16 protein-coding genes are annotated in these 16,218 nt (G+C 56.1%); 11 read left to right on the forward strand and 5 right to left on the reverse strand.

The genetic code is table 11. The annotated features are described in order from the left end of the window. Window positions 1-96: 96 nt before the first annotated feature. Genes PHA01_RS14420 through PHA01_RS14440 form a run of 5 tightly spaced genes read left to right on the forward strand, consistent with a single transcriptional unit; the run spans window position 97 to window position 4,767 of the window. Complete coding sequence (locus tag PHA01_RS14420) at window positions 97-1,047, forward strand: carbohydrate ABC transporter permease (RefSeq protein ID WP_271896547.1); 951 nt, start codon at window positions 97-99, stop codon at window positions 1,045-1,047. Next, window positions 1,047-1,877, forward strand: a complete 831-nt coding sequence (locus PHA01_RS14425; protein WP_271896549.1) for a carbohydrate ABC transporter permease — start codon at window positions 1,047-1,049, stop codon at window positions 1,875-1,877. The genes PHA01_RS14420 and PHA01_RS14425 overlap by 1 nt, the downstream gene beginning before the upstream one ends. Before the next feature lie 12 nt (window positions 1,878-1,889). Next, the gene (locus PHA01_RS14430; protein ID WP_271896551.1) at window positions 1,890-2,897 is read left to right on the forward strand and encodes an ABC transporter ATP-binding protein; all 1,008 of its coding nucleotides are present in this window, start codon (window positions 1,890-1,892) and stop codon (window positions 2,895-2,897) included. A gap of 32 nt (window positions 2,898-2,929) precedes the next feature. Continuing rightward, a complete protein-coding gene (locus PHA01_RS14435; RefSeq protein WP_271896553.1) occupies window positions 2,930-3,712 on the forward strand; it encodes a ThuA domain-containing protein in 783 nt (260 codons plus the stop codon). Next, window positions 3,712-4,767, forward strand: a complete 1,056-nt coding sequence (locus tag PHA01_RS14440) for a Gfo/Idh/MocA family protein (RefSeq protein WP_271896555.1) — start codon at window positions 3,712-3,714, stop codon at window positions 4,765-4,767. Before PHA01_RS14435 ends, PHA01_RS14440 begins: the two co-directional genes overlap by 1 nt. A gap of 5 nt (window positions 4,768-4,772) precedes the next feature. Here PHA01_RS14440 and PHA01_RS14445 read toward each other — a convergent pair whose 3' ends face one another. The 5 genes from PHA01_RS14445 to PHA01_RS14465 are packed head-to-tail and all read right to left on the reverse strand — an operon-like array spanning window position 4,773 to window position 10,213. Beyond that, a complete protein-coding gene (locus tag PHA01_RS14445) occupies window positions 4,773-5,981 on the reverse strand; it encodes a molybdopterin molybdotransferase MoeA (RefSeq protein WP_271896557.1) in 1,209 nt (402 codons plus the stop codon). 1 nt (window position 5,982) lies between these two features. Beyond that, a complete protein-coding gene (gene moaC / locus PHA01_RS14450) occupies window positions 5,983-6,474 on the reverse strand; it encodes a cyclic pyranopterin monophosphate synthase MoaC (protein WP_271896558.1) in 492 nt (163 codons plus the stop codon). After that, window positions 6,471-7,289, reverse strand: a complete 819-nt coding sequence (trpC, locus tag PHA01_RS14455; RefSeq protein ID WP_271896560.1) for an indole-3-glycerol phosphate synthase TrpC — start codon at window positions 7,287-7,289, stop codon at window positions 6,471-6,473. Before trpC ends, moaC begins: the two co-directional genes overlap by 4 nt. A 2-nt stretch (window positions 7,290-7,291) precedes the next feature. Then, the gene (gene trpD, locus PHA01_RS14460) at window positions 7,292-8,311 is read right to left on the reverse strand and encodes an anthranilate phosphoribosyltransferase (RefSeq protein ID WP_271896562.1); all 1,020 of its coding nucleotides are present in this window, start codon (window positions 8,309-8,311) and stop codon (window positions 7,292-7,294) included. Between the two features lie 12 nt (window positions 8,312-8,323). After that, window positions 8,324-10,213, reverse strand: a complete 1,890-nt coding sequence (locus PHA01_RS14465; protein ID WP_271896564.1) for a SurA N-terminal domain-containing protein — start codon at window positions 10,211-10,213, stop codon at window positions 8,324-8,326. 152 nt (window positions 10,214-10,365) lie between these two features. Here PHA01_RS14465 and tpiA point away from each other — a divergent pair, with 152 nt between their 5' ends. The 6 genes from tpiA (at window position 10,366) to kdsA (ending at window position 16,144) form a co-directional block, all read left to right on the forward strand. Next, entirely contained in the window at window positions 10,366-11,130 is a 765-nt protein-coding gene (gene tpiA / locus PHA01_RS14470) for a triose-phosphate isomerase (protein WP_271896566.1), read from the forward strand. A gap of 112 nt (window positions 11,131-11,242) precedes the next feature. Continuing rightward, on the forward strand, window positions 11,243-11,725 hold the full coding sequence (gene secG / locus PHA01_RS14475) for a preprotein translocase subunit SecG (RefSeq protein WP_271896568.1): 483 nt from the start codon (window positions 11,243-11,245) through the stop codon (window positions 11,723-11,725). 212 nt (window positions 11,726-11,937) lie between these two features. Then, window positions 11,938-12,618, forward strand: coding sequence for a L,D-transpeptidase (locus tag PHA01_RS14480; RefSeq protein WP_271896571.1), 681 nt, complete (start codon window positions 11,938-11,940; stop codon window positions 12,616-12,618). Between the two features lie 146 nt (window positions 12,619-12,764). After that, a complete protein-coding gene (locus PHA01_RS14485) occupies window positions 12,765-14,393 on the forward strand; it encodes a CTP synthase (protein WP_112529239.1) in 1,629 nt (542 codons plus the stop codon). Window positions 14,394-14,417: 24 nt separating this feature from the next. Continuing rightward, complete coding sequence (locus PHA01_RS14490) at window positions 14,418-15,314, forward strand: VOC family protein (RefSeq protein WP_271896573.1); 897 nt, start codon at window positions 14,418-14,420, stop codon at window positions 15,312-15,314. Beyond that, window positions 15,311-16,144: a 3-deoxy-8-phosphooctulonate synthase gene (gene kdsA, locus PHA01_RS14495; protein ID WP_271896684.1), complete on the forward strand. Its 834-nt coding sequence runs from the start codon at window positions 15,311-15,313 to the stop codon at window positions 16,142-16,144. Before PHA01_RS14490 ends, kdsA begins: the two co-directional genes overlap by 4 nt. The last annotated feature ends 74 nt before the right edge of the window (window positions 16,145-16,218 follow it).

Below are 16,218 nucleotides of genomic sequence, written 5' to 3' on the forward strand. Positions count from 1 at the left end.
CTGCCAGTCGACGGCATGGTGCGATTGGACCTATCTTAGACCGTGTGCACCGATTTGCCTGATCAACCCTGAATGTAACCATCGGGCAGGAACTTGATGACAGCGTCTCCCTCTGTACGTTCGGAACTCTTGCGTCAGCGCTCGCGCTCAGCGCGATTGTTTCTTCTTCCCATGATTTTGGCTTTGGCGGTTGTTGCGGGCTGGCCGCTGCTCCGAACGATCTATTTTTCCTTCACTGACGCTTCGCTGACCAACATCGATGCGGCCAAGTGGGTAGGCTTCAAGAACTATCTCTCGTGGATACAGCTCAAAAGCGGGCGGACGATTTATTCCGGTCTGCTGGTCGATCCGGCGTGGTGGAATGCTGTCTGGAACACGGTTCGCTTCAGCGTAATTTCCGTCTCGCTGGAGGCCGTTTTTGGAATGGTCATAGCACTCGTCCTCAATGCGGAATTCAAGGGCAGGGGCATTGTGCGTGCGGCGATCCTTATTCCTTGGGCGATCCCGACCATCGTATCAGCGCGAATGTGGGGATGGATGCTGAATGATCAATTCGGCATCCTCAACGATCTCTTCATGCGCGTCGGCCTGATCGACCATCCGATTGCCTGGACTGCAAGTTCCGATACCGCAATGATCGCTGTGCTGATCGTCGATGTGTGGAAAACCACGCCATTCATGGCGCTTTTGATCCTTGCGGGTCTACAGATGATTCCGGGTGACATTTATGAAGCGGCGCGCATCGATGGCGTTCATCCCGTCAAGCAGTTCTTTCGGATCACATTGCCGCTGGTGAAGCCAGCGCTGATGGTGGCGATCATTTTCCGGCTGCTCGATGCAATGCGAATCTTTGATCTGATCTATGTATTGACGCCTAACAGTGCCCAGACCAAAACGATGTCGGTTCTGGCGCGCGAGAATCTGATCGACTTCGATAAATTCGCCTATGGTTCAGCGCAGTCGACCCTGTTATTTCTGATTATAGCGCTCATGACCATGCTGGCGATCTGGATTGGCCGTGTAAGGCTGGACGGAGGAGAGCGCTGATGCCGATGTCCATCATCAAGAACACGGCGTTCTATGCGCTTGTTGTTGTGATCGTTGTTTGCGCGGTTTTCCCGTTTTACTACGCGATCATCACGAGTTTTAGGACCGGCAGTGCGATTTTCACAATCGAATATTGGCCGACGTCATTCTCCGTAGCGAATTATGTGAACGTTATCGCTTCGGGAAGTTTTGCCCGCAACCTCTTGAATTCCATCATTGTATCGGCATGCGTCGTGACCCTCTCCCTGCTGATGGCGGTTACAGCAGCCTTTGCTTTATCCAGGGTTCGATTTCGCGGGCGGTCGTTATTGCTTTTGACGATTCTGTCAGTTTCCATGTTCCCGCAGATAGCCGTCCTGGCCGGGCTGTTTGAAGTCATCCGGCTTCTGGGTCTCTATAACACGCTCGGCGGTTTGGTTTTTTCCTACATGATCTTCACCTTGCCATTTACGGTATGGGTACTCACGACGTTCATGCGTGATCTGCCTGTGGAGATCGAAGAGGCTGCAATCGTCGATGGCGCCACGCCCTGGGTGATCATAACAAGGGTGTTCCTGCCTCTGATGTGGCCTGCACTGGTAACGACCGGATTGCTTGCTTTCATCGCGGCCTGGAACGAGTTCCTTTTCGCGTTGACCTTCACGTCTTCGACGGAAACCCGCACGGTGCCGGTCACCATCGCGCTCTTTACGGGCTCAAGCGCGCACGAGGTACCTTGGGGGATCGTCATGGCAGCCTCGGTGATTGTCACAGTACCTTTGGTCGTCCTCGTCCTCATCTTTCAACGCAAGATTATTTCCGGCCTGACGGCTGGCGGTGTCAAAGGCTAAGGAGCGCTTCAAATGACAACTATTCGAATGCAAGATCTCCGAAAATCCTTCGGCACGTTCGACGTCATCAAAGGTGTGGACCTTGAAATCGAGCCCGGCGAGTTCATGGTTTTCGTTGGCCCGTCGGGTTGCGGAAAATCGACGCTTCTGCGACTTATCGCGGGGCTTGAAGATATCACGTCCGGGACGCTCGCGTTCGATGAGAAGATCGTCAACAGTCTGACGCCGTCCCAGCGCGGTATCGCCATGGTGTTTCAATCCTATGCGCTGTATCCGCATATGACCGTCTATGACAACATGGCGTTCGGCCTGAAACTAGCCAAGGGCAGCGCGGACGATGTCAAGCGGCGGGTGCACAAGGCAGCGGAAATGCTGCAGATTACGGATTATCTCGACCGGCTCCCCAAGCAGCTTTCCGGCGGCCAGCGCCAGCGGGTCGCCATCGGCCGGGCAATTGTTCGCGATCCCAAGGTCTTTCTCTTCGATGAGCCGCTGTCCAATCTCGATGCCGCGCTGCGGGTCGCGACCCGTCTTGAAATAGCCAAGCTCCACGCCAAGATGCATGAAACGACGATGATCTATGTAACGCATGATCAGGTGGAGGCCATGACGTTGGCAGACCGGATTTGTGTTCTGCGGGATGGCAATGTCGAGCAAGTTGGCACGCCATTGGAGCTTTATGAGAAGCCGCAATCGATTTTTGTTGCCGGTTTCATAGGCTCACCCAAGATGAATTTCCTCACTGAGCAATTCGCGGATGCCTACAAGACCGACATATTGGGAGTGCGGCCGGAGCATCTGGAAATCAAGGACAAGGACGGTCTCTGGAAAGGCAAGCTTCTTTTGGCGGAAAATCTAGGATCCGAGAGCTTCCTCTATATCGATATCGGCGCCAAGGAACCCTTGGTGGTACGGCAGGACGGCTCGGCACACCAACAGCCGGGGGAACTGCTTTGCGTTGCGCCCGTTAACAACAACATCCACCGTTTCGACCAATCGGGCCGCCCGGCGGCAAATTGATAAATCTCCATACCAAAGATAAGGAAAGACCAATGGCAATTCGCACGCTTATCTGGGGCGAGAACGTCCATGAACAGATCAATAAAACAGTTGCCGAGATCTATCCGGAAGGCATGCACAACCAGATCGCCAAGCTTTTGAAGAGCGATACCAACCTCAGCGTCAAAACCACAACCCTGCAGGAGCCGGAGCATGGCCTGACGGGCGAGGTGCTGGAAGAGACCGACGTCCTCGTCTGGTGGGGACACCGTGCTCACGGCGACGTTGCCGACGAAATAGTCGAGCGCGTGGCCCAGCGGGTCTGGGAGGGAATGGGACTGATCGTTCTGCATTCGGGGCATTTTTCGAAGATTTTCAAGAGATTGATGGGATCACCCTGCGCGTTGAACTGGCGCGAGGCGGGAGAGCGGGAACGTCTCTGGGTTGTTAACCCCGGCCACCCAATCGCCAAGGGATTGCCAGCATTTTTCGAGCTGGAAAACGAGGAAATGTACGGCGAACCATTCTCTGTGCCGGAACCATTGGAAACGGTATTCATATCGTGGTTCCAGGGCGGCGAAGTCTTTCGCTCGGGGCTGACCTATCGCAAGGGCGCAGGCAATGTTTTTTACTTCCGCCCGGGACATGAGACCTATCCGACCTATCATGATGAAACTGTCGGGCTCGTGCTGCGCAATGCGGTGAACTGGGCGTATAATCCACTGCGCTTTCCGAATATTACAGAGGCGCCGAATGTGCCGGTTGAGAAAGCTTTGGAACCTATCACGGCACGCGGCGGCAGTTTGCACGAGTCTGGTGAGGAAGGCTTTCGTTGATGCGTCTATTAATCCTGGGGACTGGCCACATGGCGAGCGCCCACGCCAGAAACTTCATCGATATTGAAGGCGTCGCGTTTGCCGGTGCGGTTGACGTCGACAAGGGCCGAGCGGAAGCGTTCCGTGACAAATACTCATTCGAACGGGCGTTCACGTCACTTGAGGATGCACTCGCCTGGGGGGAGTTCGATGCCGTCGCCAATGTAACCCCCGACAGCGCGCATCACTCCACGACAATGCAATGTCTTGCCGCCGGCAAGCACGTCTTTTGCGAAAAACCTCTGGCAACTAACTATCATGACGCCATGGAAATGGCCGAGACGGCCGAAAACGCCAATCTGGTCGGCATGGTCAACCTGACCTATCGCAATGTCGCACAGCTGCAAACTGCCCGCCGGCTGGTGACAAGCGGCCAGATCGGCAAGATCAGGCATGTCGAGGCGTCCTACCTCCAAAGCTGGCTCGTATCAAAAGTCTGGGGCGATTGGCGCACGGAAAGCCAGTGGCTGTGGCGCTTGTCGAAACAACATGGCTCCAACGGCACCCTCGGCGATGTGGGCGTCCACATTCTCGATTTCGTGGTCTACGCTACCGACACGGAAATCGACGAGGTTTTCTGCCGTCTGAAAGCTTTTGACAAAGCCGACGGGAACAGGATCGGCGAATATCAACTTGATGCCAATGACAGTTTTACCATGACGGTGAGCTTCACCAATGGTGCCTTGGGCGTCGTGCATTCAAGTCGTTGGGCCACCGGACACGTCAATGAATTGCGTTTGCGTGTCTATGGCGACAAGGGTTCATTTGAAATCCAGCATCGCCATGACGGATCCAAGCTCTTCGTTTGCCTTGGCGACGATATCGAGACGGCGATCTGGAAGGAAATCGATGTCGAGCCGGTGCCGACCAATTACCAACGCTTTGTCGAAGCCGTGGGGCAGGGACGAACGCTCGAACCGTCATTCCGTCACGCGGCCAAATTGCAGAAGGCAATCGACCTTGCTACCGTCACCGAAGTCGACCGCAAGGAACACCGTCTCGAAGGATCAGCCTAGTAGCATCAGCGTAACATCATCACGCTGCATGCCGATCCCGCCTTGATCGCGGGCGCATGCGGTTCACGGACAATCAGGCCGTTGGCGTCCGCCAAAAACTTCAGCATCGATGAATCCTGCATAACAAAGGGCGTCGCGATCAGTTGTCCGTTATCGTCTTTGGTGATGCGCGCGCGAACATAATCCTGACGCTGGTCATTGGTGCCCATGTCGGTTCCAAGAACTGCCGAACGAAGATCGGGCGCATGGGGCAAGTCGAGCATGGCGTGGATCAGCGGGATGAGGAATATATGCGCGCAAATCAGGCTCGAGACCGGATTGCCGGGCAGGCCGAGAATTTTCATGTCCTGCAGACGGCCAAACATCAGCGGCTTGCCTGGGCGCAACGCAATTTTCCAGAAATCGAGTTCCATGCCCTTGGCAGCGAGCGCAGGCTGAACGAGGTCATGATCTCCGACCGAAGCACCGCCAAGCGTGACCAGAATATCTGCCTTGGCCGCCACGGCCTCATCGAGTGCATCGCTCAAGGCTTCGAGCCGGTCCTCGGCTATACCAAGATCGATCGGCACCCCGCCAGCCAGGCGCACGATCTCTGCCAGTCCATAGCTGTTGGAGGCAATGATCTGATCCGGCCGATAATTCTCACCTGGGGTGACCAATTCGTCGCCGGTAGCGAGAATGGCCACGCGAGGCAGCCGAACCACTTCAAGCGTTGGATGATTGGCTGCGGCGGCAAGGGCAAGCGCGGCTGAATCAAGAACGCGCCCCGCCTCAAGCAGCAGATCGCCTTCGTCGAAGTCCAGACCGGCTTTACGGATATTCCTGCCGAATGTGACGGTTTCTTTGATCTCGACCTGGCGATCTCCCGGAACCGTGTTTTCCTGAATCACGACACTGTCAGCACCCTCGGGAACCGGCGCTCCAGTGAAAATGCGAACAGCTTCACCTGCTTTGATAGTGCCGGAAAACGCATGCCCTGCTGCCGATTGTCCCATCAGTTTCAACGTGACTGGAACTGTCGCCACGTCTGCGGCCTGAATCGCGTATCCGTCCATGGCGGAGGCCGCAAAGGGGGGCTGCTGCCGTTTGGCATGAACATCAGTAGCGAGAACACGGCCACCGGCGGCGGCAAGAGGGACAAGCTCTGCTTCGAGTTTCTCTGCGCTGGCGAGAATACGCCTCAGTGCCTCGTCAACTGGAAGAAGTCCTGACATATTATCTCTCATGTGCTGCTGACCATGCTCCGGACTTTCCGCCGGTCTTCTGCAGAAGGCGGATATCCTGGATGACCATCGCCTTGTCTGCAGCCTTTGCCATGTCGTAAATCGTCAGGCATGCCACAGAAACAGCGGTCAGCGCTTCCATCTCGACGCCGGTCTTGCCAGTCAATTTGACCGTTGCGACGACGTGCAGGCCCGGCAACGCTTCATCGGCATCGATATCGATGGATATCTTGCTCAACAGCAGCGGGTGACAAAGCGGGATCAGATCATGGGTCTTTTTCGCCGCCATGATCCCGGCGATCCGCGCCGTTCCAATTACGTCGCCCTTGGCGGCATTGCCGGATTTGATAAGCGCCAGCGTTTCCGCCCGCATTTTCACCGAGCCTTCGGCAACCGCCACCCGTTCCGTATCAACCTTGGCGCCGACATCGACCATGTGGGCGGCGCCCGTCTCGTCGAGATGCGTAAGCTTGGGTGTTGTCATGCCGCGTCTGTCTGCTTGTCCGCAGTGCCCTGCAATAGTGCTCTCGTGGCCGCCGCCACGTCATCCTGGCGCATGAGGCTTTCGCCGACCAGAAATGTGCCGATGTTGGATTTGGCCAACCGCTGGCAGTCGGCATGCGTGAACACACCGCTCTCGCTGACCAGAAACTTGCTCGACGGTACCATTTTCGCCAAGCGTTCCGATACGGCCAGGTCCACGTTGAACGTGCGCAGGTCACGATTATTGATGCCGAGCAATGGCGAATTCAATTTCAGCGCGCGCTCGAGTTCCGCCTCGTCGTGCACTTCGACAAGCACGTCCATATCGAGCGCAACGGCCGTTTCTTCCAACGCACGGGCTACGTCGTCGGCAACGCTTGCCATAATGATGAGAATGCAATCGGCACCCCAGTTTCGCGCCTCATAGACCTGATAGGTATCGAACAGGAAATCCTTGCGCAGGGCGGGTAGCTTGGTTGCGGCACGAGCGGCTTGGAGAAACTCCGGAGCGCCCTGAAAGGATGGCGCGTCGGTGAGCACGGAGAGGCACGCGGCCCCACCGGCCTCATAGGCTTTCGCCAAGGCTGGTGGATCGAAATCCGGACGGATCAGGCCTTTCGATGGGCTCGCCTTCTTGATCTCGGCGATAAGTGCGAACTCTCCGGCGGCGCGTTTCTTCTGCAGGGCAGCGAGAAAACCACGCGGCGCATCCTGGTCTTTTATCTGCACCTTCAGTTCATCAAGCGTGACACGCACCTTGGCAGCAGCGATCTCCTCGCGCTTATAGGTTTCGATCTTGCGAAGAATATCAACCATGGTCAAAGTGCCTCGCTATTGGAAACATGAACCAGCTTTTTAAGCACATTTCGGGCAGCACCGCTGTCGATCGAATGTGCAGCCATTTCTAAGCCAACCTTGAGATCGGCCGCTACACCAGCAATTACAAGTCCCGCTCCCGCATTGAACAGGGTAATGTCACGATAAGCGCCGTGCGCACCGTCGAGTACCGAAAGAAGGGACACCGCATTTTCATCGGCCGTACCACCCTTCAAATCCTGCGGATCCACCAGCCGCAAACCAAAGGACTCAGGATCGATCTCGAAAGTGCGAACTTTTCCGTTTTCGAGCGCCGCCACCTTGGTCACGCCGGCTGTGGTGATCTCGTCCAGACCATCGCCATGCACGACCCATACGGCTTCGGATCCGAGGTTTTTCAGAACATGCGCTATGGGCTCGACCCATTCAGGTGCGAATACGCCGACAAGTTGACGTTTTACGCCTGCCGGATTCGTCAAAGGACCAAGCAGATTGAAGATGGTGCGTGTGCCAAGCTCGACGCGTGCGGGGCCAACATGCTTCATGGCCGGATGATGCATCGGCGCGAACATGAAGCCGATCCCGGCCTGTTCAATGCAGGTGGCAATCAGTTCTGGGCCAATTTCGATGTTGATGCCAAGAGCAGCGAGTGTATCGGCGGCGCCGGAACGCGATGACAAGGCACGATTGCCGTGCTTGGCGACGGGAACACCAGCACCGGCGGCAACGAATGCGGCGCAGGTCGACACGTTATAGGAGCCCGACTGATCGCCACCTGTTCCGACAATATCGATGGCATTCGAAGAGGTATTCACCTTCAGCATCTTGGAACGCATGGCGGAAACAGCGCCACTTATCTCGTCGATATTCTCACCACGCACCCGTAGCGCCATCAGCAGCGCACCGATCTGCGCAGGTGTTGCCTGTCCCGACATCATGATGTCGAATGCCTCGACGGCTTCCTCCTGCGAGAGCGCCTTGCCCGTAGCCGCTATGCCGATGAAACGCTTTAATTCAGCCATTTTCTGTCTGACCTAACGTGCAAGTGCCTGATTGATGACGGTCTGGTTGATGGACACTGGATATACAGTCTGCAATTGCGCGACGAGCTGGTCGAGCAGATCGTCGGCAATGCGAGAACCGAATGCGTCGCGTTCCACGGTCGTCAGGGTTTCCGGTCCGACATTCGCCGGTTCGATCGACTCTGCGACCTTGAAGATGAGTTTCGAGCCGTCGGACGCCGATTCCGTCACACCAACAAGTCCTTCCGGACCATCGAAGACCGATGCAACGCCGCCTTCACCGAGATCCGTATCCTTGCTCTGGCGCGTAATGCCGCGTTTCGTATCCTTGGTGAATTTGAATTCTGCCGCGATATCGTCGAGCGATGTGCCGCCGGCGACGCGTTTACGAACCTCCTCGGCTTTCTCGTTGAGACGCTTTTCGGCTTCAGCCGCCTTCCATGCAGCGACAACGCGCGGCTTTACTTCATCGAGCGGGCGCTCGCGGGCAGGTGTTACACTGTCGACGTCGTACCATAGATAGCTATTCGTGCCGAGATTGAACGGTTCATTGTCGAAACCGACGTCCGCCTGGAAGACTGCAGCCAACTGGTTCTCGTCGAACGGCAGATTGGCAATTTCCTTTTCATCGGCACCATGGCCACTGGAATCGACTGCATCAATCGTTACGACCTTCAGGTTCTGCTTTGCTGCGGCCTCTGCCATGCTCGCACCGTCAGCCCGCGCATTCTCATAGGCATCATGCACGTCCGCGATCGCGGACGCCGCCTGCGTCAGAGCTATAGTCTCACGAATATCCTTCTCGACTTCGGTGAGAGGCTTGGTGACTTCCGGGTTGATAGCCGATACGCGAACGAGAACCGGCCCAAATGCACCCTTCAGCACATCGCTGACACCGTTTGCCTGAAGCGCGAAGATCGGATCGGCAATGGACTGGTCGGGCAGGCCGGTTTTCGGGAATGTGCCGAGGCGGACGTCATCCATGGTCTTGCCTTCCGACTTGACGATATTGTCGAAGCTGGTTCCGGCTGCGATCTTGTCATGTGCAGCTTTTGCTGCATCTTCATTTGCAAACGTCAACTGTTCGATGGTGCGCGTTTCAGGCGTCGAATAGCGCGCAATGTTCTTATCATATTCAGTCTTGATCTCTTCGGGTGTCACCAAAGCCGGATTGGCGATATCCTTCGGCTCGAGCTTGACATAGCTTACCTTGCGGTATTGCGGCGCGCCGTAAACTTCCTTGTTTGCATCGAAATATGTCTTCAAATCCGCATCGCTGGGATCGGCAATGTCGCTCACGAAGCTCTTCGGCATGGCGACGTAATCGATCGTGCGTGACTCGCCCTTATAAAGAGCAACCGCTTTAAGAAGGGTGTCAGGCGCCTTGACGCCATCGGCAACGGCTTCGACGATCTGCTGACGGCGAGCGACCTGTGCGCGGTTGTCGAGATAGCTTTGCGGGCTCATACCGGCGTTGCGAAGCACCATATCAAACTGTGCTGGATTGAAGCGGCCATCGGCGCCCTGGAATGCCGGATCTTCAGCGGCGAGCTGTGCCAAACGATCCTTTGACAGGCCGAGCGACATGGTGCGCGCCTGTTCATCGAGAACCACGCCGGCAACCAACTGGCCCTGCACCTGATGACCAATTCCGATGGCATCCGCCTGCTCGCGCGTGAGGCGCTGACCGAAGCGCTGCGATAGCGCAGCCAGTTGGCGGTCGTAGGCCAAGCGGTAATCAACTGGCGATACTTCGGAATGTCCGGCGCGAATGGCTGCACTGCCACCGATGGCGCCGAGGATCGTGTTGGAAACACCCCATCCGGCAAAGCTGATCACGAGAAGGCCCATGAGCACTTTGACCACCCAGGTCTGTGCAACATTGCGGAGAGAGTCGAGCATTAAAAGTCACCGTATCAGTCGAGAGGCTTAATTGAATCCATAGGGGAATAGCGTCATGGAAGGCTTGTGTCGATTGCTTTATCGAGTGAATTTGCTACTCAGACAGGCAAATGCCTGAGAAATTGCCAAAACAATCGCCTAAGGAACACTCAATGACCCCAGATGTCCGTCCGCTCGTTGCTGGTAACTGGAAAATGAATGGTACCGGAGAGTCGCTCGAGGAACTGCGTATCATCGTCAACAGGCCGAATTCCGCGATCGGCGAGAAGATCGACGCGTTGATCTGTGTGCCAGCAACGCTTGTCTTCCGTGCTGCTCATTCCGTCGAGGGCGAAGCGTTGAGTATCGGCGGAGAGGATTGCCACACAAAAAAGTCAGGTGCGTATACCGGCTGTATCTCGGCGGACATGTTGAAAGATGCCGGCGCATCCCATGTGATTGTCGGACATTCCGAACGCCGGGCGGACAATGGCGAAACGGACGAAATGATCGATGCAAAGGCAAGGGCAGCGTGGGACGCGGGGCTTGTAGCGATTATCTGTATTGGCGAGACAGAAGCGCAGCGCCAGGCAGGCGCTACGCTCGACGTGGTTGCTACACAACTTTCGGGTTCGGTTCCTGATGGTGCCAACGCCGACAACAGCATTATAGCCTATGAACCCGTATGGGCCATTGGGACGGGTCTGACACCGACCGCCACGGATGTACACGAAGTGCATACCTTTATCCGTTCGGCGTTGAGCACGCGTTTCGGTGGTGAAGGCGCCAAGATGCGCATCCTCTATGGTGGATCAGTAAAGCCGGCCAACGCGGTGGAGCTTCTGGGGGTCGAAAATGTCGACGGCGCGCTTGTTGGTGGCGCGAGCTTGAAAGCAGCGGACTTCCTCGCCATCTGTGAGGCGTATCATTCTCTTTGAGCGACGGAAAAACCGCGAAAAGCGCAAGAAAACTGTCACCTGACGGGCTTGGTTTATTGGCCGATACGGTGTAAAGAGCCGCGTCCGACCCCTAGAAAGCAGAAAATACCCCATGCAAACCGTCGTCATCGTGATTCATCTTCTGATTGTACTTGCCCTTGTCGGGGTCGTGCTCATGCAGCGCTCCGAGGGTGGCGGTCTTGGAATTGGTGGTGGCTCCGGCTTCATGACGGCCCGAGGCGCTGCAAACGTGCTGACACGGGCGACGGCGATCCTTGCAACGGGTTTCTTCATTACGTCCTTGGCGCTCGGCATCATGGCCCGCTACGGTGAAAATCCGACTGACATTCTCAACCGTATCCCCACGACCACAGGTACTCAGCCCGCAGGCCAGCAGCCTCCGACGAGCGGTGGCATTCTCAACCAGCTGGGTGGCGCTTCGTCCAATAATGCGACGCCGCCTGCCTCCAATGCGCCGGCAGCCGGTTCGGCAGCGCCAAGTACCACTGCTCCGGCGCCCGAATCGACGCTACCTGCGCCGACAGCTCCGGTTACGCCCGCACAACCGGCAAATCCGGTCCCGAATTCGCAGTAATTCGGACCGCTAAATCGTTTGATTGACGGAAGCGCGTAAAATGTGTTGCGCTTCCGCAACCTTTTGATGCGAACAATGAATCTGTGGTATTCTTCACAGCGATTTGCATTGAGAAGAAACTGGTCTTCGGATATCGCGATATCAGATTGGCCTTGGGGGCCTCGCAAACGCTGCTGATGGCGTTTTGCAATCTACGCGGGAACTTTAAAACTATGCTGTCACGTCGCTCTCTGCTCATAGGAATGTCGCTCCTGGCCTTGTCGGGCCCGGCATCCGCAGAACCAATTATCAAAAAAATTCTGAATCCATTCGGGCTTGGCGGCAATGACAAGGCCGACGCTGATGCCCAAGCGGCTGCGCAGCCGATCGAGGTCGCCGAAGTTCGCAAGCCGGTGCAGTCTGCCAAAGCCAAGAACAAGTACGGGATCGACCCGAAATACATGCCGCAGGACGTCGAGTTCACGGGCTACAAGCCGGGCACGATCGTGATCGATCCGAAGGCAAAGTTCCTCTACCTCGTCGAAAGCTCGTACACGGCTCGCCGCTACGGTATTGCAGTCGGCAAGGAAGGCCTTGAATTCAAGGGTACAGCCGTGGTCCAGACGAAACGTGAATGGCCACGCTGGATTCCGACCAAAGAGATGATCGAACGGGAACCTGCCCACTACGCCAAATATGAAAACGGAATGGATGGCGGCCCAGGCAATCCGCTCGGTGCGCGCGCACTTTACTTGTCGCAGGGCAACAAGGACACGCATATCCGCATTCATGGGACGATCGTGCCGTCGAGCATTGGAAGTTCCGCATCGAACGGTTGCTTCCGTATGGTCAATGACCATGTGATCGATCTTTACAACCGCGTCAGCATTGGCACGGAAGTTATTGTTCTGTAAGAACTATTGTTGAATTTGTTGGAACGGCCAGACCTCGCGTCTGGCCGTTTCGTTTGGAATGGAAAATGATTGGGGCGGGGAAAACGGCTTTCGGGCCGAATTTTTTTGTGGCCAAATCACTTGCAAAGGACTAACGAGATAAGCCCATGGCCCGATATGTTTTCATCACTGGCGGCGTGGTTTCTTCCCTCGGAAAAGGCATCGCTGCTGCCGCTTTGGCGGCACTCCTCCAGGCTCGTGGATACCGTGTACGGATTCGCAAGCTCGACCCTTATCTCAACGTAGACCCCGGCACGATGTCGCCTTACCAGCATGGTGAGGTCTTTGTCACCGATGATGGCGCTGAAACTGACCTCGACCTTGGTCACTATGAGCGCTTCACCGGGCGTCCTGCCAACAAACAGGACAATATCACCACTGGGCGGATCTACCGGAACATCATCGAAAAGGAACGCCGCGGAGACTATCTCGGCGCGACTGTTCAGGTGATCCCGCACGTTACCGACGAGATCAAGAATTTCATTGTCGAAGGCAATGAGGATTATGATTTCGTCTTGTGCGAGATTGGCGGTACGGTCGGCGATATTGAAGCGATGCCGTTCCTTGAGGCTATTCGCCAGCTTGGCAATGATTTACCGCGAGGCACCGCTGTTTATATTCACCTGACGTTGATGCCGTATATTCCGGCGGCAGGGGAACTCAAGACCAAACCGACGCAGCACTCGGTCAAGGAACTGCGGTCAATTGGCATCGCACCGGATATCCTTTTGATTCGGGCCGATCGCGAGATTCCAGAATCAGAACGTCGCAAACTGTCGTTGTTCTGCAATGTGCGCGCATCTGCGGTTATTCAGGCGCTCGATGTAGATACGATCTACGACGTGCCGATGGCTTACCACAAGGAAGGCCTTGATTCCGAAGTCCTTGCTGCGTTCGGCATCGATCCAGCCCCAAAGCCGCGCATGGAACGCTGGGACGAGGTAAGCCAGCGTATCCATAACCCGGAAGGCGAAGTAACGATTGCCATTGTCGGTAAATATACAGGCCTCAAGGATGCCTACAAGTCGTTGATCGAAGCGCTGCACCATGGCGGCATGGCCAACAAGGTGAAGGTCAATCTCGACTGGATTGAATCGGAAATTTTCGAGCAGGAAGACCCGGCTCCTTATCTGCAAAAGGTACACGGCATTCTGGTGCCCGGCGGCTTCGGCGAACGCGGCTCAGAAGGCAAGATTCTGGCGGCGAAATTTGCACGGGAGAAGAAGGTGCCGTACTTCGGTATCTGCTTCGGCATGCAAATGGCGGTGATCGAAGCAGCCAGATCACTGGCAGGGGTCGAGAAAGCATCTTCAAGCGAATTCGGCCCGACCAGCGAACCCGTTGTCGGTCTGATGACGGAGTGGCTCAAGGGCAACATGCTGGAGAAGCGTGCGCAGACCGGTGATCTGGGTGGAACGATGCGGCTTGGTGCCTACGAAGCCCTGCTTAAATCCGGCACGCGCATTGCTGATATTTACGGGTCAACCGATATTTCGGAACGCCACCGTCATCGCTACGAAGTGAATATCGATTATAAGGATCGCCTGGAAGAGTGCGGCCTCGTGTTCTCTGGCATGTCGCCGGATGGCGTCTTGCCCGAAACGATCGAATATCCCGACCATCCCTGGTTTATCGGGGTTCAGTACCATCCGGAATTGAAGTCTCGTCCGTTCGAGCCGCATCCACTTTTTGCCTCGTTCATCAATGCTGCAATGGCGCAGAACCGGCTAGTGTGACAAAAATCGTGGGGGCGATTTGACATGACCATTTCATCTCCTCGTACCCCGCGTCCTGTCGACCATCTGGTTCTTCCTACTGCTGACCTTGACTTCGCTCGGGCACGTATGGAGCAACTTGGCTTTGTCGTTGCCCCGGTCGGCAAGCATCCATTTGGCACCGAAAATGTTTGCGTTTTCTTTGGCGATGACTGCTTTCTCGAGTTTTTGGCGGTTGGCCAGCGAGAGACTTGCGAAGAAGAGGCGCGGAACGGCAATGTCTTTGTCGCTCGCGATCAGGCTTGGCGGTTCCGCAATGGCAATGAAGGCTTCTCTGCTCTGGTAATGGGTACGTACGACGCAATTGGCGATCACAAGGCTTTCATCAAAGCGGGCATTTCCGCCGGCGATATCCTCAATTTCTCGCGTCCGTTCGTAACGCCGGACGGGAAAGAGGACATCGCGGGATTCCGCTTGGCTTTTGCGGCTGACCTCCGCGCGCCAGACGCTTTCTTCTTCACTTGCGAGCGGGTGAACACGCCCAAGGTTGATCGCACGTCGCTGCAGACGCACCAGAACGGTGCGGTTGCACTACGCGAAGTCATCCTGTCGGAAGTCAATCCGACGGATTTCCAGTATCCGCTGCAGGAGATCATGAGCCAGCGCGACGTCAATGCGCATTCATTCGGTATGGATATGCGTGCCGCCAACGCCAACGTGACAGTGTTGACACCTCAGGGCTTGCGCTCATTCCTCGACATCGAGGCATCGGAAACCGAGCGCGGCTTGCGGCTTCAAGCCTTTGTATTGGCAGTGCGCGACTTCGCTGCGGTTGAAACTTTGCTGATCAGCAACGATATTCCTTTCGAAAAGCGCGGCTCCCGCCTGATTGTGCACAAGGCACCAGGACAGGGCGCAGCCATCGTATTTGAGGCTTCCTGATGTCCCTGAATTCTACGGTTTCCGCCGGCAATGTTGCCTTTTCCAACACTGGCCAATTGTCTCTCATCGCGGGGCCTTGCCAGATGGAAAGCCGTCAGCACGCATTCGACATGGCCGGAGCGTTGAAGGAACTGACAGGAAAACTCGGGATCGGCCTTGTCTACAAGTCTAGCTTCGACAAAGCGAACCGCACATCGCTAACCGGGAAGCGTGGATTCGGATTGGAGAACTCGCTGCCGGTATTCGCCGATATCCGTAGTGAGCTGGGTCTGCCGACGCTGACTGACGTCCATACGGAAGAGCAATGTATTATCCTTGGCCAAGTGGTCGATGTCCTGCAAATCCCGGCTTTCCTTTGCCGGCAGACCGATCTTCTGGTCGCGGCTGCCAACACCGGCAAGATCGTCAACATCAAGAAGGGCCAGTTCCTCGCGCCATGGGACATGAAGAATGTCATTGCCAAGGTGACAGAGAGCGGCAATCCAAACGTGATGGTCACTGAGCGGGGAGCTTCCTTTGGCTACAACACGCTTGTCTCCGACATGCGCTCCCTACCCATCATGGCAGGTTTCGGGGCCCCGGTAATTTTCGATGCGACCCATTCGGTGCAGCAGCCGGGCGGGCAGGGTGGCTCAACAGGCGGTCAGCGCGAGTTTGTCGAAACGCTGGCGCGCGCCGCTGTGGCTGTCGGTGTTGCAGGTGTATTCATCGAAACGCATCAGGATCCGGACAATGCGCCGTCAGATGGCCCGAATATGGTCCCACTCGACCAGATGCCGCGGCTTCTCGAAAAGCTCCTGGAATTTGACCGGATTGCCAAGAGGGCTTGAGCCTGCAGCCTAAAAGTTCCTTCGCAGAAAATTAAGTTTTGATGCAACCGCGATGCGGCCTTGCTCATTATCCT

It is taken from the genome of Candidatus Phyllobacterium onerii (assembly GCF_028331445.1).
GTDB lineage: Bacteria > Pseudomonadota > Alphaproteobacteria > Rhizobiales > Rhizobiaceae > Phyllobacterium > Phyllobacterium onerii.